Source organism: Vibrio atypicus, assembly GCF_009811315.1.
Taxonomy (GTDB): domain Bacteria; phylum Pseudomonadota; class Gammaproteobacteria; order Enterobacterales; family Vibrionaceae; genus Vibrio; species Vibrio atypicus.
In genome coordinates this window covers 66,593-91,935 of sequence record NZ_BLID01000011.1, presented here as the reverse complement: position 1 = coordinate 91,935, position 25,343 = coordinate 66,593, and the positions used below count along the sequence as shown (strand labels likewise).

Genomic DNA, 25,343 nt, shown 5'->3' with positions numbered 1-25,343 from the left:
TTGTTACAAAGTGGATAATACGGCATCTGTTCTTAAGCATTTTGAGGTAATAATGCTGACCCCTTCTCCTTATGGCTGGATTTCCCAGTATTTTATCGGCTTTTTCTTTGCCTATGGTGTGTATCTGCCATTTTGGGCACTGTGGTTTGAAGAGCAGGGCGTATCACCAACTGATATTGGTTTGTTAGTCGGTATTGGTTTTGCGACTCGTTGTGTGGCGAATATGGTGTTGACACCTCGAATCCATAAAGTAGAGCATCTCATACCAGCACTGCGTTGGTTAAGTTTTGCTGCGCTTCTGTTTGTTGGTTTCCACTTCTTTGCTGGCGGCAGTTTTTGGTTGATGGCGTTAGCAACAGTACTGTTTAACTTATGTTGTGGCCCAATTGTTCCCCTTTCTGATGCGATGGCGAACTACTATTCTCGTCTAAAATTGCTCGACTATGGACGTACCCGCCTATGGGGTTCGATTGCCTTTATTGCAGGCTCAACGGTTGTTGGTTTTATGGTGGCCAAGTTTGGCACTGATATGATTCTGTATACGGCCTTAGTTGGTGTATTGGTCGGTTTGATTTTTTCAATGCGCAGTATTAATCCCATGCCAGTCACTACGGCGGAAGAGCATGCAGAGCGACCAAAACTCACTGAGTTACTGCGTGAAATTCCAGTCGTGAAGTTCTTGCTGCTGGTGGCTTTGATTCAAGGTAGCCACGCAGCGTATTACAGTTTTAGTTCTATTTACTGGAAAGGCGCGGGTTACTCAGAAGATATTATTGGTTACCTATGGAGTCTTGGAGTCGTCGCCGAAGTAGCGATTTTCGCACTGAGTAAGCGCCTGTTTGCAGGCTGGTCACTTCGGGCCTTTTTTGTTGTTGCCGCTGTGGGTGTGATTGTGCGCTGGGGGCTAACTGCTTCTACGACGATGCTGCTTGCATTGGTGATGATTCAGCTGTTGCATGGGGTGACGTTTGCCATTGCTCATATTGGTGCTATTCAATACATTCAGAATTCAGAACCGCACAAAATGGTGGCGCTGCAAGCCTTGTATAATGCGATTCCTCTAGGTGCCTTTATCGCTTTGATGACAACCTTAAGTGGCTGGGGATACGAGCGATGGGGAGCGAATGTATTCTGGGCGATGGCGGCAATGGGGGTGTTGGCGTTGTTGATTAAAGTTGATCCTCAATCGTCTCATGGCGCTAAGGTTATGGAGCCTGAACCACAGAATTAACCCGGACTGATTGAGTTCAAAGGGTATCCTTAGTTAAATGAAACCTCTCCAATATGGAGAGGTTTTTTTACGACTGAAATAGCGAATAGATAAGGATATCTGATGCAAGGTTGGTTAGTGATATTGGTATCACTGTTGTATCTCGGGTTACTGTTTTTTATTGCCTGGTATGGAGATAAGCAAAGCAAGTGGTTGGCAAAGTGGCGACCTTGGATCTACAGCTTGTCGATTGCGGTTTACTGTACGTCGTGGACCTTCTATGGAACGGTCGGGCAGGCCAGCAATAACCCTTGGTCATTTCTACCGATCTACATCGCGCCCATTATTGTGTTTACTTTGGGTTGGCGGGTGTTGGCTCGCTTAATCATTACCGCCAAACGAGAGCACATCACTTCCATTGCTGACTTTATTGCTGCTCGATATGGTAAGTCGCAAGGGTTAGCGGTGGTCGTTACTCTAATCGCGGTTGCTGGTATCTTGCCATATATTGCACTACAACTGCGTGGTATTACCATGGGGCTTGAGATCATAGCTCCCGAACTCTCTGGTAGCGTGGGCGAAGAAGGGGCTGATGTCTCTTGGTTCGTGGTTGCAGCATTGGCTATTTTTACCATGCTGTTTGGTACTCGTCATATTGATAACACTGAGCACCACCGCGGCATGATGATGGCGATCGCTTTTGAGTCAGTACTCAAGCTGGTAGCCTTTTTAGTGGTCGGCTGTTTTATTCTCTATTTAGCTCTTGGTCGTAGTGATATTGAACTGCTTGAGATCGCTTCACAAACCTATCAATCCCCTAATGTCCCAACCCTGATTATCCATACCTTGCTGACGATGATGGCGATCGTCTGCCTGCCTCGTCAGTTTCATACTATGGTGGTTGAAAATGAACGGGCGCAAGATCTGCACACCGCGCGTTGGTTGTTCCCGCTATACCTCATCTTAATGGGCTTATTTGTTTTACCAATCGCTTGGGTGGGGCAAAGCTTATTATCGGGTGTGAGTGCCGATACCTATGTGATCAGCTTGCCTATGGCTGTCGGGGCGCAAGATATCGCTCTATTGGCTTTTCTTGGTGGTACGTCTGCGGCGAGTGGTATGGTGATTGTTTCTACTATTGCTTTGGCAATCATGGTGTCGAACGACTTAGTGATGCCATTGCTATTGCGCCGAATGCGGTTAACTCAGCGCAATCATCGCCATTTTTCAGGGTTATTGTTAGTTATTCGTCGTGGCTTGATCATGTTGCTACTGTTTGGAGCATGGGGCTTCTATCAGGCACTTGGCAATATTCACTCTTTATCTGCGATTGGTTTTCTCTCTTTTGCGGCGATTACCCAATTCGCACCTGCCATCATTGGTGGTATGTATTGGCGTCAAGGCAATCGTAAAGGGGCTTATGTAGGCCTTGCTGTTGGCTTCACTATTTGGCTGATTACCTTGATGAGCCAAACGGACATGCTGGCAGGCGATGCGGATAGTAACTTCTTGCTCTGGGTGGTGAGCCCTCCAGCGTTTCTTGATGGTTCTGGGATTCAAAGCTCTGATTGGGGCATTGTATTGAGTGTTGTTGCCAATGCTCTTTGTTATGTTTTGATCTCCTCTGTGACGCGCGCCAGCCTGAGTGAGCGTTTACAATCTGCTTCATTCGTCGGGACGCCACTGCCAGAAAGCGAAAACATGAGTCTCTACCAAAGCCGTGTCACTGTCGGTGAATTAGAGATGCTTGCTTCACGCTTTGTTGGGCGGCAGCGGGTGCGAAATGCGTTCAAGCAGTATTGGATGCAGCAGCATGAAACCATGCTACCGAACCAGCAAGCCCCTTCTACACTGATTCGTCATACTGAGCGGGTTCTCGCTGGGGTATTCGGTGCGTCATCAGCTAAGTTAGTACTGACCTCTGCGCTGCAAGGGCGCAATATGCAGCTCGAAGAGGTGGCAACCATTGTTGATGAGGCCTCGGAGCTGTATGACTTTAGCCGTGGCTTACTGCAAGGCGCGATTGAACATATTGGTCAGGGCATTGCTGTGGTTGATAAACAACTTAGGCTGGTGGCGTGGAACCAACGTTATTTAGAACTGTTTACCTTTCCAACCGGATTGATTCAGGTCGGCAGACCCATTGCGGATGTGATTCGTCACAATGCGGAGCAGGGTTTATGCGGCCCTGGCGATCCAGAAGAACACGTTCGTCGCCGCGTCTATCACCTTGAGCATGGTACAAGGCATACTTCTTCTCGCGTTCGCCCTGATGGCAGAGTGATTGAAGTGCAGGGGAATCCAATGCCGGGTGGCGGCTTTGTAATGAGTTTTACTGACATCACCGTTTTCCGAGACGCAGAACAAGCGTTAAAAGAGGCGAACGAATCTCTGGAAGAGCGTGTTCATAAACGAACTCAAGAGTTAGAGAATCTAAATAAGCAGTTAGTCGCAGCGACTCAACGATCGGAGCATGAGTCACAGTCTAAATCACGATTTCTTGCGGCCGTGAGCCACGACTTGATGCAACCGTTAAATGCAGCAAGGTTATTTGCGTCGTCATTGTCTGAAGTGGCAAAAGAAGAAGAGACCAAAAAGCTTTCTCACTACATTGAAAGTGCGTTGGGTGCGGCAGAAGATTTGATTGGTGATTTACTTGATATTTCACGACTTGAATCGGGCAAGCTCGATGTCAATGTGCATGCGTTTGCCGTCAATGATGTGTTGGCCAATTTGAATGCTGAGTTTAGTGCATTAGCCAAACAGCAGGGGATTGAGTTTGAGATGGTGCCTAGCCAACTTATTGTTGAATCTGACCCAAAACTGCTCCGCCGCGTGGTTCAAAATTTCTTAACCAATGCGTTCCGTTATAACCCAAATGGCAAAGTGGTATTGGGTGTTCGACGGGTAGATGGACAAGCGCGTATTGATGTGTGGGATAACGGCACGGGTATTGATGAAGATAAGCAGCAAGAGATCTTTGAGGAGTTTACTCGTGGTAGTCAGGTTCGTTCGGATCAAGGTTTGGGTTTAGGTTTAGCCATTTCTAAAGGTATTGCCCACGTGCTTGGACACCAGATCTCGATGCGTTCTTGGCCCGGTGAGGGGAGTGTCTTCTCTATTACTTTGAGTCGCGCTACACAAGTATTAGCTCAGCCTCAAGTGGCACCGACGGCTGCGGTATCTGATTTGAGTCATCTTAAAGTCCTTTGCGTTGATAATGAGCCAGACATTCTCGTGGGGATGGAGAACCTTCTCGCTCGTTGGGGCTGTGACGTAAGAACGGCAACCGATATTGTAACTAGCTTGAAATCGATCGAAGACGACTGGCTACCAGACGTGATTCTTTCTGATTATCGTCTCGACAATGGTCGAACGGGGCTTGAAGTCTTGCAGCAGTGTCGACTGCGCCTCGGAGATAGCTTTGAAGGGGTCATCATTAGTGCTGACCGCACCAATGACATGATGGATGGTATTAAATCTAATGGCTTTGGTTTTATTCCTAAGCCCGTGAAGCCGCTTAAGTTAAGAGCGATATTGAATCGGGTATAGAGAGTTACTCAATGACATTGATAAAAAAGGGTTGGCAATTGCCAACCCTTTGTACGTTTAAGCTAATGGCTATTCAGTAAAGAGTGTTTCGTATTTAACAAATGCAGTTTGAGTTTCGCCGTAGTAAAAAGTGCCGTCTGCTTGAATCGCCATGCGTAACCAGCTTTCTGCTGATGCAGGTTTAGGTAGGGTAATGTACCAATTGTTCCCGGCTTGGTCGGCTGCCGTCATGTCAATAGGTTGTCCAGCTTGATCTTGGCTATCAACTAAAGAGAGTTTCACGCCGTCTAATGGGAACGCGGATTTTAATGACAGCTGTAGTTCTGATTCGGTGAGCTTTTCCGAACGAAATTGCACTTTGAAATCGCCATTATTTAAGTCACACAGACCACTCGTATAGCGGCAGTTCGATTTGGCGGCTAATTTGTAGCTTTCCCCTTCTTTTGCTGCATGTGGCTTCTCACTTAACGCCATGTCAGTGCCAAAGTAAGCAATCAAAGAAAGAATTGGGGCGATCAGTAATGCGATAATAAAATGCTTATTTTTGAACATGTTGGCTTCCTTGCTACAACGACGTAAGGTTAAATTAACCTAATCTAGCGAATAAAAAAGCCCCAATCGGGGCTTTTGTGGTTCAGGTATTATTATTAGTGGTCAACAGCGTCGCCAGCACCTGCAGGTACGCGTACGTGTTCAACTAAATCTTTCACTTCTTGTGGTGTTTCTTCAGTTACACGTGATACTGCGAATGCAACGATGAAGTTAAACATTGCACCAATTGCACCGAATGCGTTTGGTTCAATGCCTAAGAACCAGTTGCTGCCCCAGCTTTCTAGGTATTTCCAATCAGCGATGAATAGGATGCCTTTGTGTTGGAATACGTAGAACAGTGTAATTGTGATACCCGCAATCATACCTGCGATTGCACCTTCTTTGTTGATGCTCTTACTGAAGATACCCATCATCAACGCAGGGAAGATAGAGGATGCCGCCAGACCGAACGCCAGAGCTACCGTACCTGCCGCAAAACCAGGTGGATTGAGGCCAAGATAACCTGCGACTGCGATGGCGACCGCCATGGCTATTCGACTTGCGAGTAGCTCTTTCTTCTCGGATATATTCGGATTTATTACGCCCTTGATTAAGTCATGGGAGATGGCCGAGGATATCGCAAGCAGTAGACCTGCCGCCGTAGAAAGTGCCGCCGCTAGACCACCCGCTGCCACAAGAGCGATTACCCAGTTAGGTAGCTTCGCAATCTCAGGGTTAGCCAGTACCATGATGTCACGGTCAACTTTTAGCTCGTTTGTTGCTGCGCTTGATGTGTATTCGATAAGGCCGTCGCCGTTCTTATCATCAAAGCCTAGTAGACCTGTTTTCTCCCAGTTCTTGAACCAATCCGGACGCTCATCATAAGCAAGGTGTTGGCCAGGTGCAGGGTTTACTGTATCCATTAGGTTTAAGCGAGCCATTGCAGATACTGCTGGTGCAGTCGTGTATAGGATCGCGATGAAGAACAATGCCCAACCTGCTGAGGTACGTGCGTCACGCACTTTTGGTACAGTGAAGAAGCGGATGATTACGTGTGGTAGACCAGCAGTACCAATCATCAGTGACATGGTGTAAACAAACATGTTTAGCGTATCACCACGGACTTGGGTGGTATATTCACTGAATCCTAGTTCGGTCACCACTTGGTCGAGCCTATCGAGGAGATAGACATCGGTGCCGGAAATGGTACTTCCTAGACCGATTTGTGGTAGTGGGTTACCTGTTAGTTGCAGAGAGATAAAGATTGCAGGGATAGTGTAAGCAAGAATGAGTACGCAATATTGAGCAATCTGCGTGTACGTGATGCCTTTCATACCGCCCATTACAGCGTACATAAATACGATACACATACCAATCAGAAGACCAGTTGAGTAATCTACTTCAAGGAAACGACCGAACGCAACACCAACGCCTTTCATCTGGCCGATAACGTAGGTTACCGATGCGATGATAAGACAGACTACTGCTACAATACGTGCTGCGTTTGAGTAGAAACGCTCACCTACAAACTCAGGTACCGTGAACTTACCAAACTTACGTAGGTAAGGAGCAAGTAATAGTGCCAACAGTACGTACCCGCCAGTCCAACCCATGAGGAAGACACTGCCGCCGTAGCCCATAAAGGCAATCAAACCTGCCATTGAAATAAATGATGCAGCAGACATCCAGTCCGCAGCTGTCGCCATACCGTTAGCAATTGGGTTTACACCGCCGCCAGCAACATAGAACTCTTTTGTTGAACCCGCGCGTGCCCAAATCGCTATACCGATATAGAGAATAAAGGTAGCACCTACTACGAGATAAGTGATTGTTTTCAAATCCATCTGAGTTACTCCTTACTCATCTACGCCGAATTCACGGTCTAGTTGGCGCATTTTCCACGCGTAGTAGAAAATAATACCTAGGAAGGTATAGATGGATCCTTGCTGTGCAAACCAGAATCCTAGTTTGTAACCACCTATTTGAAATTGATTAAGTACGTCGACAAATAAAATGCCGCACCCAAAAGAAACGACAAACCAAACTACCATTAGGTTGATCATCAGTTTTACGTTCTTGTCCCAATAGGCTTTGGCTCTTTCCTGACTTTCAAACGCCATTGCCGCCTCCTTACGATTGGTTTTGTTGTTAAGAAAATGTTTCAATATCTACACTAGCAAGGGTGGGGCAAGAACTCTTTTCAACTTTAGTCGGGGCGTATAAAACAAAAAGCGCCTAAAAATAAGGCGCTTAAAGGGAATCGTTTGGAATTTGTGATGTTAACACCGTGTTAAATTAGCCAAAAGTCTAATGTTTCTGCAGTGCGGTAAGGAAAATAAATCAGCTTAAGTAGAAATCTTTGATCCCCATCAGCAGATTATTGACTGCCACTGCTGCCAATATTAGCCCCATTACGCGACTGATAATCGCCGCGCCAACATTACCAATCCACTTTTGTATGTGCGTTGCTCCAAGAAGAAGCAGTAAGGTAATCAATAGAACCGCAATCATCACGGCTGCGGTTAAGCCTTGATCAAACAGAGAGTAGCGGTGGTTATCGGTTAGCATCACAATTGCCATCATTGCACCAGGAGAAGCAATGGATGGAATCGCTAAAGGGTAGACGGCTAAATCGGCTAGATCAGAGTGGCTGATCTCTTGGGATAACTTGGTCTCTTGCTCTGGCTTGGACTCACCGAAAATCATCGTCAGGGCAAAAAGTAACAACACCAATCCACCTGCGGCTTGGAATGCGGGCAGTGGAATTTGCATCGCTTCAAGCAACAGTTGTCCAGCGAGTAGGAAAAACAGTAAGACACCAGTGGCTATAGCAACGGCTTTCAGGGCGACTAAGCGGCGCTGTTTTGCAGTTAAGTGTGAGGTTTGTGACAAATAGACCGGAACACTGCCGATAGGGTCGATGACAGCCCACAGGACAACGAATTGAGTAATAAGAATGCTGAGCACTTTGCTTTTCTCCCAGAGTAAAGGAACAGAGGGATGGATGAGTCAGTAGTGACTGACTCAGAGAGAATAGCAAAAATATTGGTGCCTTAAGTTAAAATTAAGTGAATTAAGCTTCTGATTCTAGCTGTTGAAGTAAAATTACCGCTTGGGTGCGATTTTTTACACCTAACTTTCTAAAGATGGCCGTCATATGGGCTTTGATTGTGGCTTCTGAAACATTTAACTCATAGGCAATTTGCTTATTCAGTAAACCATCAGATAGCATTCCGAGAACTTTGTATTGTTGTGGTGTTAGAGTAGAAATTTTCTCAGCTAAATCGTTACATGCAGCATTGTTGGTGATTGAACCTTCAGGGAAGAAGGGTTCGCCATTTAGCACTTGGTTCAAGGCGCTGACAAGTTCGCGCATATCGCTTGATTTAGGAATAAAGCCAAATGCACCGTGGCTTTTGACCTGAGTAACAACAGATGATTCTTCACTGGCTGACACGACGACAATTGGCAGATCAGGGTATTCTGCACGTAAATGAATCAAGCCAGACATACCATTTGCTCCGGGCATCTTTAAATCCAATAGCAGCAGATCGGGTTCTTCTTCTTTGGCAAGAACGGAAAGTAGCGCTTCTAGAGAATCCGCCTCTAAAAGATTGGCACCACTCACGGCCATATGCACAGACTGGAATAGTGCATTGCGAAACAGAGGGTGGTCGTCGGCTATGATAATGTTGTAGGTCGAATCCATGACGTTAAGCACTTATAACAAATTGGTTAACAGAATTATTGACACCTTTGAGAGTGTGGACAATGTTTATGCATTAAAAGTCTGAACTGTATCGGGTTTTATTAGAAAAATTGCATATAAATGAGCGAATTGCGTTTTGGAACTTTAGGAACGTCAATATAGCGGTAAGTCGATATGCTTTTGGTTTATGGGTAACCCAAAGCTAATTCAGTATCGCGAGGTATAGAAGTAGAGGTTTTTGATGAGTCGCGCCTTTTCGTAAACCAAAGGCGCGACACAGTTAAGCTTAAAGGTTATGGGTAACCAAATGCTCTAAGAAAGGCTCGGCTTGCATGAAACCTGTCACGCGAGCGTTGCTTACATGCTCTCCTTGGCTATCCCAAAACTCGATAGTCGGAAGCCCCAGTACGTTCATTTGTTTGAGTAGTTCAATGTCTTGCGGGGTGTTTTTGGTGACATCCGCTTGCAGCAGTACAAAGCCTTGCAGTTTTTGCTCTACGTTTGGCTGGTGGAATGTGTACTTTTCAAACTCTTTACACGCGACACACCAGTCAGCGTAGAAATCCAGCATAACCGGTTTACCTGCCAATTTGGCCTGCTCTAATTGTGTCTCTAATTCTGACACGTTAGAAATGCGAGTGAACTGAATATTCGCTTGAACTTGCTCTGCATGGTTACCATACCAGTAATTGAGCGCCGGTTGGGCAGAAGCAAATAGGCCTAAGAAAGCAATAATGCCCACAGTGCTCTGTTTCCATCCGCCAAAAGGTAGCGAGTTTTTCACATGATATAGCCAACCAAAGGCAATAATACCGAGCGCAGACCATAAACCTGTTGCCCAAATTTCTGGCAGAATTCGCTCTAGTAAGAATAGCGGTGCAGCGAGCAGCACAAAACCAAACAAGGTTTTTACGCGATCCATCCAGTTGCCTGCTTTTGGTAGTAACTTATTGCCAAACACTGCAACCAATATCAGTGGGATGCCCATACCCAAGGCCAATGCGTAGAGCGCTACGCCGCCTGTTAGTAAGTCTCCGCTTTGCGCCACATACAGTAGCGCTCCAGACAATGGCGCTGTCGTACAAGGTGAACAGACAAGGCCTGAAATAGCACCCATCGCAAATACACCTAATGTGCTACCACCTTGTTGCTTGTTGCTAATGTTATTAAGCCAAGTCTGAACGCTGCTTGGTAACTGCAAGTTATACAAGCCAAACATCGACATCGCTAAAGTAACAAATAGAAGGCTGAGGCCGATAAGCACGTAAGGGTGTTGCATCGCGGCTTGAAATTGCATACCAGCTGACGCAACGACCAAACCAAGTAATGTGTAAGTCAGTGCCATGCCTTGCACGTAAATGAATGACAGACCAAGTGCGCGCCCATGACTCAGTTTACCGCTGCCCAGTACAATACTGGTTAAAATTGGGTACATCGGCAGTACGCAAGGGGTAAAGGCTAGACCAATACCAAGAGCCAAAAAGAGTAGCGGTGTCCACCAATTATCACCAAGCTTAGAAGCCAGGTTAGACTCTTTTGATTGAGGGGCAGAAGTAACGGTTGTATCGTTTTGAGAGGTTAGCGCTTCAGTGTTGTTAGACTGCGCTGGTGTGATTTTCTGAGTGTCTGCAGAGGCAAAGCTGGTCAAATCAATCACGCGAGTTTCTGGTGGGTAACAAAAGCCGGCTTTCGCGCAGCCTTGATACTGAACCGTCAAACGAGCACCTGTTTGATAGTTGGTTAATGGAATTTCGGCAAACAGTGGTGTGGTGTAGATGTTCACATCACCGAAAAATTCATCTTTGTAAGGTTCGCCGTCTCGCATCGTGACATCACCCAGCGTGACATGTTCACCGCTAAAAGAAATTCGGTGTTGATATAGGTAATACTCGGGCTTTACTTGCCAATCGAGAAAGACCTTATCGTCTTGCTGATAGAAATTAAATGGGAAGGCTTCATCAACAGGCACAAACGTATTGCTGTTGTTACCAAAGTTTGGCGCAGAATTGGAATTACCAAATAGGGCCAATGCAGGCGTTGAAACAACAGAAAAGCACAGGATTAACAGTGATAAGGCGAAACGCATAAATCAGTCACTTGAGTAAAATTTGATGTATTTTAACTCAATAAGACAGGGGAAGGCTGTAATAAGTTTCAAGCAAAGATAAATAACTTTAATGCAAAAGTTGGTTGACTGAAAACAAGTATCTTGGCTCTCTTTTAATAAACGATTCGAGAACCAAGAAACTCATTCAATATGAAGTGTTTATGCGACTCCAAGGCGAGCGCGGACGACATTTTCACAGGCATCGATTCGGGCGGTGTCTTTTGGAATGACTAACACAGTATCATTGCCGCCGACCGTGCCGAGAATTTCGGTGTGTGGGTCAATATCAACTAAGCGTGCAACCAACTGTGCGCTGCCTGGGTGCGTTTTTACCACTACCATCGCTTGGTTGTGCGTGATGAACTCAATCTGAGAAGAGATAGAGGACTCTACGCGAACTGGCGCGGTTTCAACGGTAATACAGTATACTTTTTTACCGCAGGCATTTTGCACTTTTACAACACCAAGTTGAGAAAGTAAGCGTGAGACTGTTGATTGGCTTATGCCTTCAAAACCAATATTAATTAGGGCTTCGCGCAGTTCATTTTGCGTCGCAAAGCTCTGTTGTTGAAGTAGGCGCTTGCAAGCAGCAGTTAATGTTTTGTCTTCGGTATAATCATTACTAATAGGGGTTAGAGTTTCACTCATGAGAACTCCTTAACGTGACGTACGGATAAATCGTCCATGTAAACTTAGGCACTCCATTTCTCCCTTAGCACCCATTAATTGAGCTATCACTTCTGCGGTGATTTTATGAATTGAATTCGAGTTTAGTTTAACACCAAATAAAATGTGGCTTTGTGAATGGGATCGCCAAATAAAAAACTATATTTATTGTAATGAGTTAACGAATTATTCTGTTGAAAAGTGGATATTTATTCCTTAAGAAGAATAAATATCCAGGCTTGTTTTGGTGGGATATGGGTAGCCTTTAGCTAGGTTATCTAGCGGGCTTCAGTCATGATTTCACGTGAGAATACTTTTTCACAGTAGTGGCATTTCAGGTGAACATTTTCCTGCTTTTGCTGCACTTTAAAGCGACTTTCTACTGGCTCACCATGAGAAATACAGTTGCTATTCGGGCACTCAAAAACACTTTCAATGCTTTCTGGAAGCGTTAAGTTCAGCTTACTAACCACCTTGTATTCTTCGATTTGATTTACCGTTGCTTTTGGTGCGTACAGTGCTAGTTGGCTAGCCTGCTCTTTAGTTAGATAGATGTTTTCAATCTTAATCAGATCTTTGGCACCTAACGCTGATGACGGCAAGTTGAGGCCAATAGTAATGCGCTGATTGGCTTTGTGCATTTTGAACAGCTTAAGGATTTTGATACCGATATGCGCAGGGATATGGTCAATCACAGAGCCGTTATGAATCGCTTCTACTTGAAGTTGAGTTTCTTTCACCATGATGTCTCTCCTGCTTATTAAATGTTTTCGTTAAGAACTAGGGCTAGTAGGGCTTCGCGGGCGTAAACGCCATTTTCAGCCTGTTCAAAGTAGTAAGCGTGTTTGGTCTTATCTACATCTGTGGTGATTTCATCAACACGAGGAAGTGGGTGAAGCACTTTCAGGTTATCGCGCGCTTCAGTTAATGTTGCCGCTGTCAGGATAAAGGCCGATTTGATGTGAGCGTATTCAGATTCATCAAAACGCTCTTTCTGTACGCGAGTCATGTAAAGCACATCCAGCTCTGGCACAACGTCATCAATATTGGTGTGCGTGCTGAATTGAATGCCTGCTTCTTCAAGTTCTTCGCAGATGTAATCTGGCATCGCTAAGGCGTCTGGGGCGATAAAGAAGAAGCGAACATTGTTGAATTTTGCCAATGCTTGAGTCAGAGAGTGAACGGTGCGTCCGTATTTAAGGTCACCAACGAATGCAACGTTGAGATTGTCTAGCGTGCCTTGCGTTTCGTAAATCGAGAACAGGTCTAGCAGAGTTTGAGTTGGGTGTTGGTTTGCGCCATCACCGCCGTTGACAATTGGCACACCGTTAGAAAACTCAGACGCCAAGCGCGCAGCGCCTTCTTGCGGGTGACGCATAACAAACGCATCTACATACGAAGCGATCACTTGCACGGAATCCGCCAAAGTTTCCCCTTTCTTTGCCAATGACGTGTTACCACCGTTATCAAAACCAATCACAGTACCACCTAAACGCTGAACAGCCGTTTCAAATGAAAGGCGGGTACGGGTTGAAGGTTCAAAGAAGCAGCTTGCCACTACTTTGTTTTTTAGTAGCTCAGGGTTTGGCTCAGCTTTTAATCTTGCCGCAGTATCGACGATCAGCTCTAGCTCTTTACGGCTGAGCTCTGGGATGGAGATGATGTGCTTATTAAATAACGAATGCGCCATAGCAGTGTTTCCTCGTCTCGAATGGTAAATTACAGACAAAAAAAAGCCCCCTAAAAATAGGAGGCTTAGAATAGAATCAATGGAGAAAATGAAACAGAAAACGATCCCGACTCTGGGCGCGTTTGGTAACAACGAAAGGTTGTTGGTGACTGTGTCATTCTTAGGACTCCTTAGACAAATTGCAGAGGATTATACGGACAAAAAAACGCCTTGCAAGCGTTTGCGAAAAGTATCCATAAATTGGATTTTTATGCGAACTTCGCATATTTTCGCTTGGTTTTCTCAGCCATTGTGAGAACTTGCTTGAAGGCGTCTAGGTCGCTATTTTGTATCAAATCGTGTGAAAAAAAATGCGAGCTTTATTCAAGGAGCGTGACTCCAATCCTGCCACTCGCATTTCCCTGCAGTTCGATTAGTCGCCTAGAGTTGCAACCATTACCGCTTTGATTGTGTGCATACGGTTTTCAGCTTCGTCAAATACGATAGAGTGTTTAGACTCAACCACTTCATCTGTTACTTCTACACCGTCTTTAAGTTGTGGGTATTCTGCCGCAAGCTGTTTGCCCACTGTTGTATCTTCACCGTGGAATGCTGGTAGGCAGTGCATGAATTTCACATGTGGGTTGCCTGTTGCTTTTAGCATTTCCATGTTTACTTGGTAAGGCATCATTAGGTTGATACGCTCAGCCCATGCTTCTTTTGCTTCGCCCATCGATACCCATACGTCTGTGTATAGGTAATCACAACCTTGAACGCCTTCTTGTACGTCTTCAGTTAGTGTGATTTTCGCACCTGTTTCTTCAGCGATTTCACGACATGTTGCCACTAGCTCTTCTTCTGGCCAGAACGCTTTTGGTGCTACTAGGCGGATGTCCATGCCCATTTTCGCTGCGCCAACCATTAGAGAGTTACCCATGTTGTTGCGAGCATCGCCTAGGTATGCAAACTTCATTTCGTGTAGCTGTTTACCGCGGCCGTGTTCCATCATAGTTAGGAAGTCAGCTAGGATTTGAGTTGGGTGGAATTCATCTGTTAGGCCGTTCCATACTGGTACACCAGCGTATGCGCCTAGCTCTTCAACGATCTCTTGACCAAAGCCACGGTACTCGATGCCATCGTACATGCGGCCAAGAACGCGTGCTGTATCTTTCATTGACTCTTTGTGACCAATTTGAGAACCCGATGGGCCTAAGTAAGAAACTTGAGCGCCTTGGTCAAATGCTGCAACTTCGAATGCACAACGTGTACGAGTTGACGTTTTCTCGAAGATTAGGGCAATGTTTTTGCCTTTTAGACGAGGTTGCTCATAGCCGTTGTATTTCGCTTTTTTAAGTTCCGCAGAAAGATCCAAGAAGTGTTGGATTTCACGTGGAGTAAAGTCTAGTAGTTTTAGGAAGTTACGGTTGCGTAGATTAAAAGCCATGATGTTTTCCTTTTTTGTTTTGCGCTTCCTTGGTTGCAGGGAAAGAGGTAAGAAAGCGCAGTTAAATTGAGTTATTGGTATTGCTTAAATTCGTTATTAACCTTTAGTGATGTTGGTGCCAGCTGTGCCTTGAAGGATGCGTAAACCATCTTCCAAAGAGCCGATACCGACCACTTTTCCGCCTTGCTTAATGAACTCGCATGACGCTTCAATTTTTGGTCCCATAGAGCCAGCATCAAATTGGTATTTTGCTAGTTCAGTTGGGTTAGTGCTGCGCAGTGCATGTTGTGTTGGTTTGCCCCAGTCTAGGTAAACCGCATCTGCGTCAGTCAGGATAAGTAGTGCATCTGCGTCTAACTGTTTTGCTAAGAACGCAGCAGACATGTCTTTGTCGATAACCGCTTCAACGCCAACCAGTTTGCCGTTTTCACGTTTTACTGGAATGCCGCCACCGCCAGTACAGATAACTAAGTGGCCTTCAGCAATTAACTTAGTAATCGCATCGTTTTCGATGATGCCTGTTGGTTGTGGGCTAGGAACCACGCGGCGGAAGTGTTGGCCATCTGGTTTGATTGTCCAGTGGTACTTCTCTGCCATTTCACGCGCTTCAGCTTCTTCGTAAATCGGTCCGATTGGCTTGGTTGGGTCAGCAAACGCTGGATCGTTTGGATCCACGGTCATTTGCGTCAACATGCAAGTGACGTTTGCTTCAGGCATTTGGTTTTTGAACTCTTGCATCAACATGTAGCCGATCATGCCTTGCGTTTCACTGCCTAGAACATCTAGTGGGTATGGCGCTACTTTTTTGTATTCCAAACCTTGTAGAGCCAGAAGGCCAACTTGAGGACCATTACCGTGCACAAGAACAACGTTGTACTCTTGAGCTATTTTAGAAATAGTATTGACAGCAATTTCAATATTGTGGCGTTGAACGTCAGCTTCTAACGGCTCACCGCGACGAAGTAGGGCATTACCACCCAGTGCGACAACTACAGTTTGTTTAGTCATTGTTTGAATCTCTCTGCAGGGGGCTGGAGTGCTATCAGAGATAGGGAATTCCAGCCTTTAATCACTTAATTAGATACCATCACGTTCGATTGGGCAGCTCATGCAGCGAGCACCGCCACGACCACGACCTAGCTCATCGCCTGGGATAGGTAGTACTGTGATGCCTGCTTTGTCGTATTTTTCGTTGGTGTAAGTGTTACCTTCGTAGCCAACAACAACGCCAGGTTTCACAGTTAGAACGTTGTTTGCATCGTTCCATTGCTCACGTTCAGCGTGGAAGTTGTCACCACCGGTTGTGATTAGATTTAGCTTGTCGACACCTAGTGCTTTCTCGATAGCAGTAACGAAGTAGCCTTCTTCTTTCACATTAACAGCGCCAGACTCATCGCCAGTTAGGCTCCAGCATTTCACATCTTTACGCACCACTTCTGGGTAAACAGAGAACGTATCAACGTCCATGTGAGTCATTACTGTATCTAGGTGCATACAAGAGCGGTGTTTAGGTAGCTCCATTGCAATGATTTGTTTTGCTTGACCATGCTTGAACAGGCCTGATGCTAAGTGCTCAACACCTTGTGCTGTTGTACGCTCGGACATACCAATAAGGACAGTGCCTTTACCAATGACCAGTACGTCGCCGCCTTCGATTGTTGAGTTGTCGTAGTTCACTTGCTCGTTGTCGCCGAAGTACTTGATGAAGTCTTGGCCTGCAAAGCTTGGGTGCCAGCGGTAGATAGCGCGAACATGGTTGGTTTCACGTTGACGAGCTGGTTTTGCCATAGGGTTGATAGACACACCGCCGTAAACCCAGCAAGAAGTATCACGAGTAAATAAGTGGTTTGGTAGTGGTTCAATGATGAAGTCTGTTGGAGCGTGAAGACCTTGCATCATAGAAGATGATTTCATAGGCATTTCTGCGTAAGACAAACCACCTGTTAGGATTTTCGCGAGTTCGATGTTTGGTAGGTCACCTAGGTAGCAACGAACGTCGTTTGCGAATGTTTTACCAAGACGGTAGTCAGACACTTGGTGAGTCAGCAACCATTCTTTTGCTTCTGGCACTGCTAGTGTGTCTGCAAGAAGGTCAGTAAGAAGTAATACTTCTACGCCTTGGTCACGCAAAGTTTGAGTGAATACATCGTGCTCTTTACCCGCACGCTCTACTGCCAATACGTCATCGAATAGTAGGTCGTGACAGTTAGATGGTGTTAGGTGAGTCAGAGCTCGTCTAGGGCGGTGAACAAGAACGCGACGTAATTGACCGATTTCAGAACCTACGTATAACTTACTCATGATCGTATCTCTCTTATTTTTTAATTAGTCTTTTAAATAAAAACTAATATTGAATTTGTAGGGAATAAAGGTGTGAATTAATTTATTCACTTATTTGTTCTGGAATTAATATTACGCTTGTTGGGGGAGGAATCTTAGAGGTCGCTCACACTTCATTTTTTATGCTCAAAGCCAGTGTTTTCAAGGGCTTTAACAATATCTATGCACTTGTTATCTTGTTGTGAACCCCCTAATTAGCTGTCGATTTGGGAAGTTTATGCACAAAATAACGCCGCGATATGCAAAAATAGTCAGGAAGGGAAATTATATTCAGTTGAATATATCTGATAGGAAAGTGAATAGGTTGGAAATATGCACTCAAAGTTTCTAGATAATTGCTTTTTAAGTCCGAATCAATCGGTTGGTAACAAAACTTTTGATAATAAGTTTAACCTAGATCACATTGACTATTTAAAGCACGTTGAACACTAAAGTAATATTGATTAATAGAATTAATTGGTAGCGATACTTTTTCTTATTAATGAGTGCGAGAAATATTAATAAAATTTTTTAGGGTTAATTATTTTATTCCTTTCATAGACTGGTGAGTAGATGATTTTTCTAGTTATGCTATAGAGCGACGAAGGAGGAAGTAGGGTATCTCTAATAGTGTGACTAGCGTTAAGAGCTTCCCAGCTCGTTCCTAACTCGTTCTTGAGGGTGACGGAATAAGGATTGAGAAGTGAATGTGAGTCATTCCATAGGCTGAAGAATGAAGAATGAAGAATGAGGGATTAGGAAATCTCTAGACGGCGAGTATCGATATAAGAAAAGCCGCACTAAGGCGGCTTTGGGAGATGGCTCACTCCCTGTGAGCCGGGTAAGGAAAAGAAACGATTAACTTAGATTAGAGCGGCAATACTTAGACACGCGATACAGAACAGAGTCAGAATTGCGAGCAGTGGAGCTACCCATTTGACCCAGCGAACGTATGGTACACGTGCGATGGCTAGACCACCCATTACTACCGCAGAGGTTGGTGTAATTAAGTTAACCAGGCCTGATGCAGATTGGTATGCAGTGATAACAAGTTCACGACCTACGCCAGCAAAGTCAGCCAGTGGTGCCATGATAGGCATAGTCAGTACAGCTAAGCCTGAGGTTGATGGCACTAGGAATGACAGCAGCATTTCTAGGAAGAACATAACGTTAATGAACACCACCGATGATAGACCTGTTACCATCTGCTCAGCAGAGAATAGAATCGTATCGGTGATCATACCGCGGTCCATGACCACGACGATACCACGAGCAATACCGATGATCAGTGCTACACCTAGTAAGTCACGAGCGCCGTCGATAAAGCTGTTGGTGAAGTCCTCTTCACTCATACGAGCCACTAGGCCAACAAGAATTGTCGCAGCTAAGAACATTGCAGAGATCTCTGCCATCCACCATCCTGCAACGGATACACCGTAAATCATTACCCCGAATGAACCACCAAAGATAGTTAGGATAACTTTACGAGTTGTTGTGAATTCTAGAGAGCCACCATCTTGGTTGCCAAGGAAGTGCTTTTTGTTCTCTTCGTATTTGTCGTACACAATCGATTTAGATTGGTCAGCACGTACCATGCGTGCGTAACGCATTACGTAGGCCACACAGATGCCGTATCCAAGTACAAGCATGATAGCGCGCAACATGATGCCGTCAGTAAACGGAATACCAGAAGCGTTGGCTGCAATAACCGTAGCAAATGGGTTGATGGTTGAACCTAGTACACCGATACCAGCACCGAGCAATACTGTCGCGGCAGCAACTAATGGGTCAAAACGTGCAGCCATCATGACAGGAACGAGCAATGTGTAGAATGGTAGAGATTCTTCCGCCATACCATAGACGGTACCACCAGCAGCAAATAGCGCCATTAGTATTGGAATCATCAACTCTTCTCGACCGGCTAATCGAGCGGTGACTCGCTCAATACCTGCATCGATAGCACCTGTTTTAGTAACGAGACCAAGGAAACCACCGATGATAAGAATGAAAAGAGAAACATCGATTGCAGCAGCTTCATAGCTGTTGTGGTCGTAAAAACCATCAATTGGCGCAAGTAGTACATCAATCACACCTTGAGGGTTACCCTCTACAGCTTGATAAGTACCAGTAACAGGAACTTCACGGCCTAAATCTTCATTCATTTGTCGATCATATTGACCTGCTGGCACGATCCATGTCAGAAGAGCAACTAATGCAATTAAAACAAATAGAATGGTATAAGCGGAAGGGAATTTAAAGTTGGCAAAGAAGCCGCCTTTTTTTTCTTCAGTAGGTATAGTTTGGGTTGTCATGGCTATCTCCTTACTTTTATTTATACACCCATAAATAAAAGTGAATCAGCGACTATTAGATATTAAAAATAAATAACTTAAATATAAGCTATTGGGAAATTGTTTTTATTTTTGAGTTAAGAGGTTAACTAACTCTTTAGCTGTATTTTAAGTGCTGTGTTCATAGGTAACTTTGTGGATCTTCACAAAAATAGAGCACTAAAAATCAGGCTGTCATTCCAATTAAATTTTAAGTGGTTAATTGGTTAACTTCATCGGATTAATATGCTTGTTTTTTACGTGTAATGATAGAAACTCACATGGAATGGAGCAGGAAAAAACATTGACGGAAATTTTATTCAAAGCTTCGGATTAAAATGCAGGAAGAACTTTCGTGGCTTTTCTTGACCAAAGTCAAAAATAAAATGTGAGGGGGATATTATTACGATAACTGAAATAAAAAAGGGAGCCGAAGCTCCCTTTAAATTTTGAACATCATTAGATGAATAGGCTACCGAAAGTAAAGCCTAGCGCTACTGCTGATGCGATGGTTGCCACACCTGGAATAAAGAATGGGTGGTTAAATACATAGCTACCAATACGTGTCGAGCCAGTGTCATCCATTTCTACCGCTGCGAGTAGCGTAGGGTAGGTAGGAAGAACAAACAGCGCGCTCACAGCAGCAAATGAAGCAACAGCCGTCAATGGAGCTACGCCGATAGCTAGAGCTGCAGGCATAAGCGCAACAGTGGTTGCACCTTGTGAGTATAGAAGCATAGAAGCAAAGAACAGTACCATGGCTAGCATCCATGGGTAATCTGCTAGTAGCGCACCTGCGACTTCTTTGATGCCATCTACGTGCGCGTTTACAAACGTCGAACCAAGCCATGCCACACCAAGTACACAGACACACGCAGTCATACCAGAACGGAATGTTGCTGCTGCTGGGATTTTACCTGCGTCGATTTTACAGCTCATTACGATTGCTGCTGCCGCTGCAAGCATTACCGTCATGATAGCTTCGTTACGGCCCAGCGCTGGATTTTCGATTAGGCCAATCGAGTTTGAAATTGCTGCTGCGTAACAAACCACAAAACCAATTGCGGCAAGGAAGATGTACGTCGCTTTTTTAGCAGTCGGTAGGATCTCGCGCTTCTCTTCAGTTGTGAGTTTAATAAGGCCTTTTTCTAGACGTTCTTGGTAAACAGGATCATCTTTTAGCTCACAACCCATGAAGTTTGCAACGAATGCGCCAATCATACAGGCAACGAATGTGGTCGGAATACACACTGCAAGTAGTGTTAGGTAGTCCACACCCATTGGCGCAAGCATTGCTGCGAAAGCAACAACCGCAGCTGAGATTGGAGACGCAGTGATCGCGATTTGAGAGGCAACAACCGCAATCGATAGAGGGCGAGAAGGACGAACACCTTGTCCTTTGGCTACTTCTGCGATTACAGGAAGCGTAGAAAATGCAGTGTGACCCGTACCTGCCATTAATGTCATTAGGAAGGTAACAATAGGCGCGTAAAAAGTGATGCGCTCCGGATGTTTACGTAAGAAGTTTTCTGCAACCTGTACCATCCAATCTAGACCACCGGCGACTTGCATTGCTGCAATCGCAGTAATCACCGACATGATGATAAGAATTACATCGATAGGAATGAACGCTTGGCTTGTTGGTACACCTAGAAATAGTGATAGTGCGATAACACCAGCACCACCTGCTAGACCAATACCAATACCACCAATTCTTGCTCCCAAATAGATGAAGAGCAGAACGACAAACAGTTCGACTGCCACCATATTGATTACCTCATAAAGTTTATTTTGATTCTGATTATCTAAAAACTCACTGTCTGAATGTTTAGATAATCAGAAAATAAAGACCATGAATAGAGTGTGGTTAACCGTATAAAGGCCTAAAAAAGGCCCCGTCTGGGGCCTCTTCAGTTTGCTATTATTCGTAGCGTTTCGCTTTATACGTTGGGTGCATGAAGTTTTCAACAGAAAGAATGTCATCTAGCTCATCTTCTGTTAATAGGCCACGCTCTAGAACCACTTCGCGTACACTCTTACCTGTTTCTGCACAGATTTTACCCACAATGTCACCTTCGTGATGGCCAATGTATGGGTTTAGGTAAGTTACGATACCGATAGAGTTGTACACGTAGCTTTCACACACTTCTTTGTTAACTGTGATGCCGTCGATACACTTATCACGCAGATTCACACATGCGTTGTGTAGTAGAGAGATAGACTCAAACACGCTTTGTGCGATAACCGGTTCCATTACGTTAAGTTGTAGCTGACCACCTTCTGCTGCGAAAGAAACCGTGTTGTCGTTACCTAGAACTTTGAAGCAAACTTGGTTTACAACTTCTGGGATAACTGGGTTTACTTTAGCTGGCATGATTGAAGAGCCTGCTTGCATCTCTGGTAGGTTTAGTTCGTTTAGACCCGCACGTGGACCAGAAGAAAGTAGACGAAGGTCGTTACAAATCTTAGACAGTTTCACCGCAAGGCGTTTAAGCGCGCCGTGCGTCATAACGTAAGCGCCACAGTCAGAGGTTGCTTCGATTAGGTCTTCTGCTGCAACGACTTCAACACCAGTTACTTCAGCTAGGTGCTTCACAGCTAGTGCTTGGTAACCCGTTGGTGCGTTTAGACCAGTACCGATCGCTGTTGCACCTAGGTTGATTTCTAGTAGTAATTTAGACGTGTAGTCTAGGGCACGAATCTCTTCGTTTAGTGTAACCGCCCATGCGTGGAACTCTTGACCTACAGTCATAGGAACCGCGTCTTGAAGCTGAGTACGGCCCATCTTCAACACGTCTTTGAATTCTTGTGCTTTAAGCTCGAATGCACCTTTAAGGTATTCGATCGCTTCCATCAACTGATGCACACTGTTGTAAACCGCGATACGGAAACCCGTTGGGTACGCACAGTTTGTTGATTGGCTCTTGTTTACGTGATCGTTCGGGTTGATGAACTCATATTGGCCTTTTTCTTTGCCCATCAGTTCAAGTGCAACGTTAGCGATAACTTCGTTGGTGTTCATGTTAACTGACGTGCCCGCGCCGCCTTGGAAGACATCTGAAGGGAACTGATCCATGCACTTACCTGTTTCAAGGATCAAATCACACGCTTCTAGGATGTAGCTAGCCACGTCTTTTGGAATTGCGCCCAGCTCTTTGTTTGCTAATGCTGCAGCTTTCTTCGTCATTACCATACCGCGTACAAATTCAGGTACGTCAGAAATGGTAGTGCTTGAAATGTTGAAGTTTTCGATAGCGCGAAGAGTGTGGATGCCGTAGTAAGCGTCTGCGGGTACGTGGCGCTCGCCTAGTAGATCTTCTTCGATACGAGTTGCTTGATTAGCGGTTTTTGGAGCATCGGTTAGGGTAGCCATCACAGGATCCTTAGAGAATTATTCTGATATTTTAGTGAATTACTAGCCAATCTGTAGTTTAAGAATCCATTCGTCAGAGTATTAGGCTGTTAAATCCGTCCTGACTTATGTGGCACATGATACTGTACCCAACGCATAAAAATAGTAACTAGATCACCTTTTTCGCTTTTGTTTAGTTAATATTTTGCAAGATATGAATAGGTTATTAATAACCCTTAAATAGTAGGGGTTTATTGATGCTTTTATCATGTGTCTGTCACGTTTTTTTACGGCTTTGATTTGAGCAAAAGTGGGGGAGCACGTACACTGAAGCCAGGTCAACAGACCCTGACAAAGGAGAATGTGTGTTTCCTATCTTATTATTACTGTTTATTTTCGTCCCTATCATTGAAATAGGTCTCTTTATACAAGTGGGTGGTTTTCTTGGCTTGTGGCCAACCATCGCTTTAGTTTTGATCACGGCATTTGTCGGTGCCTCTTTGGTTCGTAGCCAAGGCCTACAGACTTTAATGTCGGTACAAAACCGATTGCAGCAAGGTGAACTGCCAGCGCAACAGATTTTCGAAGGTGTCATGCTTGCGGTTGCTGGTGTGTTGTTACTAACCCCAGGGTTCATGACCGATGCTCTTGGGATGCTCGTATTGTTGCCGGCTCCACGCGCCGCTATTGCTAAATACTTAATGGCGAAAATGGTGGTTAAATCTGTTGGAGGAAATGGTTTCCACGGCAGTTTTAACGGCGAGCAATTTGGTCAGAGCCCATTTGAAAACGATCCGTTTCGTCGCGATCCTTATGAGTCACAACAAGGTGACACGTTTGAAGGCGAGTATGAGCGCAAAGAAGATGAGGATCATCGCTTAAAATAACGTCATTACCATGCTAAAGCGGCTAACCTTGTCGCTTTAGCGTCTCATCACATTCCTTGGAATTCCATTTCATAACTCCTACCTTTTTTTATACGAAAGCGTTGACGCAAACGTTTTATTCCCAGTTTTATGCATACTTTTATGTATTTTTACGTGAATTTCATCACGAAAATTAAGCGTTTAGACTGCCATTTCTTATTGTTAACCCGTTTTGTTGATTACATTAGAGTATTCATACTACTAATAAATTTAATGTGATTAATTTCTCAATAGCTATGTATGTTCATTTTTTGTTTACCTAAAAGGTCGACAATTGTCTCGTTGTCAATGAATCTCCGGTTAATTTACATCGTTCTAGACACAAAAATTTTGCTCATTTAGAGGATGCGTTCTGCCTCTAATGCTTTTAACCATGTCTGTTGAAAAGATGCAGTTTACCGGCAAATGAAAATAGAAAGGGAAACTCAAATGCTAAAAAGAAATGCAGTGGCAATAGCGATTTCTTCGTTATTTTTAGCAGCTAACGCAAGTGCCGTCACCATCTATGAAAATGACCAAGGTGACTTTACCAAGCTGTATGGAGAAGTTGGTGTCGGTGGTCATATCGGCGCTAAGTATGAATACGGCGAGTTCAATGAAGATAAAAACTTCATCGATGACTCTTTTGCCACCATGGGCGTTAAAGGTAAGCAAGGCAAGATTCACTACCGCCTAGAGCTCGATTATGAACGTGAAAACTGGAAATACGGTAGTGGTGACATGGTTCTAGCGATTGATAAGGTTTTTATCGGCTATGAGTTGTGGGATGCAAAATACGTTTCTCATTATGTTGAAGCGGGATTAACTGACACTGCATTTGATGATTATGACAAGTGGGGGGATTTCACTTTCGATACTACTGTAGAAACAGGTGAAGCTGGTGACCAAGATATGACTTTGAAATATGAAGGTCGTTTCTTTGATGTCGTTAAATTAGGTGCTTCATACAGTTATGGTGGTGAATCTGCATCGGGCGCATCACTAGGTGATGTAGGTAATGGCTATGTTGGATATTTCGGTGATCGCTTCTCTGTTGTCGTTGGTGTTGAAGGCCGTCGTGGTTCAGATAGTTCATCTAAATATGGTGAGCAGCGTCTAGTTGGGGCTGGCGCTCGTCTTGCCGTTACTGAAGACTTGCATTTAGGTGTGAACATGTTCCGTGAAGAAGAGTATATCGGCACATGTGCACTAGAAAAACCAAATGAGTACGGCGTACCTGAGTGTGTTCTTTACAACGATTATCAACCACAAGACAACGAAGGTTACTTAGTTTCTGCGAAATACATCCTAACCCCACAATGGGAATTTACCGCTTCTTATAACTATGAAGAGTATGAACAGTGGGCGATCGATAATGCAGAGCAAGGTGCTGAAGAATCTGATTGGGGTGATGAACGGACGTGGACCACGATTGGTGTGAACTATAAGCCAACTTCTTCTAGTGTAATTGCACTTGAAATTAATGGCGGCGAAGCAGCGCAACAAGCTTACGCTTACGCACGAGTTTACTTCTAATTGGACCGGAGAA

At 44.7% G+C, this 25,343-nt stretch carries 19 protein-coding genes; 4 read left to right on the top strand and 15 right to left on the bottom strand.

Features of this window, described 5'->3' with window-relative positions; translation table 11 throughout:
- Window positions 1-52 precede the first annotated feature (52 nt).
- Together GVO60_RS19570 and GVO60_RS19565 are read left to right on the top strand one after the other, a co-directional pair.
- Window positions 53-1,231: a 3-phenylpropionate MFS transporter gene (locus tag GVO60_RS19570; protein WP_159657079.1), complete on the top strand. Its 1,179-nt coding sequence runs from the start codon at window positions 53-55 to the stop codon at window positions 1,229-1,231.
- A gap of 102 nt (window positions 1,232-1,333) precedes the next feature.
- Window positions 1,334-4,762, top strand: a complete 3,429-nt coding sequence (locus GVO60_RS19565) for a hybrid sensor histidine kinase/response regulator (protein ID WP_159657077.1) — start codon at window positions 1,334-1,336, stop codon at window positions 4,760-4,762.
- A 69-nt stretch (window positions 4,763-4,831) separates the two neighbouring features.
- Here the strand turns inward: GVO60_RS19565 and GVO60_RS19560 are convergent, their stop codons facing one another.
- The 15 genes from GVO60_RS19560 to aspA all read right to left on the bottom strand — a co-directional run bounded on the left by GVO60_RS19560 (window position 4,832) and on the right by aspA (window position 22,910).
- Window positions 4,832-5,314, bottom strand: a complete 483-nt coding sequence (locus GVO60_RS19560) for a hypothetical protein (RefSeq protein WP_159657075.1) — start codon at window positions 5,312-5,314, stop codon at window positions 4,832-4,834.
- A gap of 95 nt (window positions 5,315-5,409) precedes the next feature.
- Window positions 5,410-7,137 (bottom strand): sodium:solute symporter family protein, encoded by a 1,728-nt coding sequence (locus GVO60_RS19555; protein ID WP_159657073.1) that lies wholly within the window; start codon window positions 7,135-7,137, stop codon window positions 5,410-5,412.
- A gap of 12 nt (window positions 7,138-7,149) precedes the next feature.
- Complete coding sequence (locus GVO60_RS19550; protein ID WP_159657071.1) at window positions 7,150-7,413, bottom strand: DUF4212 domain-containing protein; 264 nt, start codon at window positions 7,411-7,413, stop codon at window positions 7,150-7,152.
- Window positions 7,414-7,633: 220 nt separating this feature from the next.
- Window positions 7,634-8,260 carry a MarC family protein gene (locus tag GVO60_RS19545; RefSeq protein WP_159657069.1) on the bottom strand — a complete coding sequence of 209 codons (627 nt, stop codon included), beginning with the start codon at window positions 8,258-8,260 and terminating at the stop codon, window positions 7,634-7,636.
- 106 nt (window positions 8,261-8,366) lie between these two features.
- On the bottom strand, window positions 8,367-9,002 hold the full coding sequence (locus GVO60_RS19540) for a response regulator (protein WP_159657067.1): 636 nt from the start codon (window positions 9,000-9,002) through the stop codon (window positions 8,367-8,369).
- Between the two features lie 286 nt (window positions 9,003-9,288).
- Window positions 9,289-11,088 (bottom strand): protein-disulfide reductase DsbD, encoded by a 1,800-nt coding sequence (locus GVO60_RS19535; protein ID WP_159657066.1) that lies wholly within the window; start codon window positions 11,086-11,088, stop codon window positions 9,289-9,291.
- 180 nt (window positions 11,089-11,268) lie between these two features.
- Window positions 11,269-11,757, bottom strand: coding sequence for an arginine repressor (locus GVO60_RS19530; RefSeq protein WP_159657064.1), 489 nt, complete (start codon window positions 11,755-11,757; stop codon window positions 11,269-11,271).
- A gap of 296 nt (window positions 11,758-12,053) precedes the next feature.
- The gene (gene pyrI, locus GVO60_RS19525; RefSeq protein WP_159657062.1) at window positions 12,054-12,518 is read right to left on the bottom strand and encodes an aspartate carbamoyltransferase regulatory subunit; all 465 of its coding nucleotides are present in this window, start codon (window positions 12,516-12,518) and stop codon (window positions 12,054-12,056) included.
- A gap of 17 nt (window positions 12,519-12,535) precedes the next feature.
- Window positions 12,536-13,465: an aspartate carbamoyltransferase gene (gene pyrB, locus GVO60_RS19520; RefSeq protein WP_159657060.1), complete on the bottom strand. Its 930-nt coding sequence runs from the start codon at window positions 13,463-13,465 to the stop codon at window positions 12,536-12,538.
- Between the two features lie 412 nt (window positions 13,466-13,877).
- Window positions 13,878-14,888, bottom strand: a complete 1,011-nt coding sequence (locus GVO60_RS19515) for an ornithine carbamoyltransferase (RefSeq protein ID WP_008078865.1) — start codon at window positions 14,886-14,888, stop codon at window positions 13,878-13,880.
- A 96-nt stretch (window positions 14,889-14,984) separates the two neighbouring features.
- Window positions 14,985-15,896, bottom strand: a complete 912-nt coding sequence (gene arcC, locus GVO60_RS19510) for a carbamate kinase (protein ID WP_159657058.1) — start codon at window positions 15,894-15,896, stop codon at window positions 14,985-14,987.
- A gap of 69 nt (window positions 15,897-15,965) precedes the next feature.
- Window positions 15,966-17,189: an arginine deiminase gene (gene arcA, locus GVO60_RS19505; RefSeq protein ID WP_159657056.1), complete on the bottom strand. Its 1,224-nt coding sequence runs from the start codon at window positions 17,187-17,189 to the stop codon at window positions 15,966-15,968.
- An 881-nt stretch (window positions 17,190-18,070) separates the two neighbouring features.
- Window positions 18,071-19,519, bottom strand: a complete 1,449-nt coding sequence (locus GVO60_RS19500; RefSeq protein ID WP_159657054.1) for a YfcC family protein — start codon at window positions 19,517-19,519, stop codon at window positions 18,071-18,073.
- Between the two features lie 477 nt (window positions 19,520-19,996).
- On the bottom strand, window positions 19,997-21,304 hold the full coding sequence (locus GVO60_RS19495) for an anaerobic C4-dicarboxylate transporter (protein WP_159657052.1): 1,308 nt from the start codon (window positions 21,302-21,304) through the stop codon (window positions 19,997-19,999).
- A 154-nt stretch (window positions 21,305-21,458) separates the two neighbouring features.
- Window positions 21,459-22,910: an aspartate ammonia-lyase gene (gene aspA, locus GVO60_RS19490; RefSeq protein WP_159657050.1), complete on the bottom strand. Its 1,452-nt coding sequence runs from the start codon at window positions 22,908-22,910 to the stop codon at window positions 21,459-21,461.
- A 344-nt stretch (window positions 22,911-23,254) separates the two neighbouring features.
- On the opposite strand from aspA, the gene GVO60_RS19485 reads away from it, so the two are divergent.
- Window positions 23,255-23,776 (top strand): FxsA family protein, encoded by a 522-nt coding sequence (locus tag GVO60_RS19485; protein WP_159657048.1) that lies wholly within the window; start codon window positions 23,255-23,257, stop codon window positions 23,774-23,776.
- A gap of 468 nt (window positions 23,777-24,244) precedes the next feature.
- Window positions 24,245-25,330, top strand: coding sequence for a porin (locus GVO60_RS19480; protein ID WP_159657046.1), 1,086 nt, complete (start codon window positions 24,245-24,247; stop codon window positions 25,328-25,330).
- Window positions 25,331-25,343: the final 13 nt, after the last annotated feature.

Excerpts from the sequence above, each read along its gene's own strand:
- arcC (WP_159657058.1), bottom strand. The coding sequence starts at position 15,896 with ATGACTAAACAAACTGTAGTTGTCGCACTGGGTGGTAATGCCCTACTT.
- GVO60_RS19565 (WP_159657077.1), top strand. The coding sequence starts at position 1,334 with ATGCAAGGTTGGTTAGTGATATTGGTATCACTGTTGTATCTCGGGTTA.
- pyrB (WP_159657060.1), bottom strand. The coding sequence starts at position 13,465 with ATGGCGCATTCGTTATTTAATAAGCACATCATCTCCATCCCAGAGCTC.
- pyrI (WP_159657062.1), bottom strand. The coding sequence starts at position 12,518 with ATGGTGAAAGAAACTCAACTTCAAGTAGAAGCGATTCATAACGGCTCT.
- GVO60_RS19495 (WP_159657052.1), bottom strand. The coding sequence starts at position 21,304 with ATGGTGGCAGTCGAACTGTTTGTCGTTCTGCTCTTCATCTATTTGGGA.
- GVO60_RS19515 (WP_008078865.1), bottom strand. The coding sequence starts at position 14,888 with ATGGCTTTTAATCTACGCAACCGTAACTTCCTAAAACTACTAGACTTT.
- GVO60_RS19530 (WP_159657064.1), bottom strand. The coding sequence starts at position 11,757 with ATGAGTGAAACTCTAACCCCTATTAGTAATGATTATACCGAAGACAAA.
- arcA (WP_159657056.1), bottom strand. The coding sequence starts at position 17,189 with ATGAGTAAGTTATACGTAGGTTCTGAAATCGGTCAATTACGTCGCGTT.
- GVO60_RS19550 (WP_159657071.1), bottom strand. The coding sequence starts at position 7,413 with ATGGCGTTTGAAAGTCAGGAAAGAGCCAAAGCCTATTGGGACAAGAAC.
- GVO60_RS19570 (WP_159657079.1), top strand. The coding sequence starts at position 53 with ATGCTGACCCCTTCTCCTTATGGCTGGATTTCCCAGTATTTTATCGGC.
- GVO60_RS19500 (WP_159657054.1), bottom strand. The coding sequence starts at position 19,519 with ATGACAACCCAAACTATACCTACTGAAGAAAAAAAAGGCGGCTTCTTT.
- aspA (WP_159657050.1), bottom strand. The coding sequence starts at position 22,910 with ATGGCTACCCTAACCGATGCTCCAAAAACCGCTAATCAAGCAACTCGT.
- GVO60_RS19480 (WP_159657046.1), top strand. The coding sequence starts at position 24,245 with ATGCTAAAAAGAAATGCAGTGGCAATAGCGATTTCTTCGTTATTTTTA.
- GVO60_RS19560 (WP_159657075.1), bottom strand. The coding sequence starts at position 5,314 with ATGTTCAAAAATAAGCATTTTATTATCGCATTACTGATCGCCCCAATT.
- GVO60_RS19535 (WP_159657066.1), bottom strand. The coding sequence starts at position 11,088 with ATGCGTTTCGCCTTATCACTGTTAATCCTGTGCTTTTCTGTTGTTTCA.
- GVO60_RS19555 (WP_159657073.1), bottom strand. The coding sequence starts at position 7,137 with ATGGATTTGAAAACAATCACTTATCTCGTAGTAGGTGCTACCTTTATT.
- GVO60_RS19540 (WP_159657067.1), bottom strand. The coding sequence starts at position 9,002 with ATGGATTCGACCTACAACATTATCATAGCCGACGACCACCCTCTGTTT.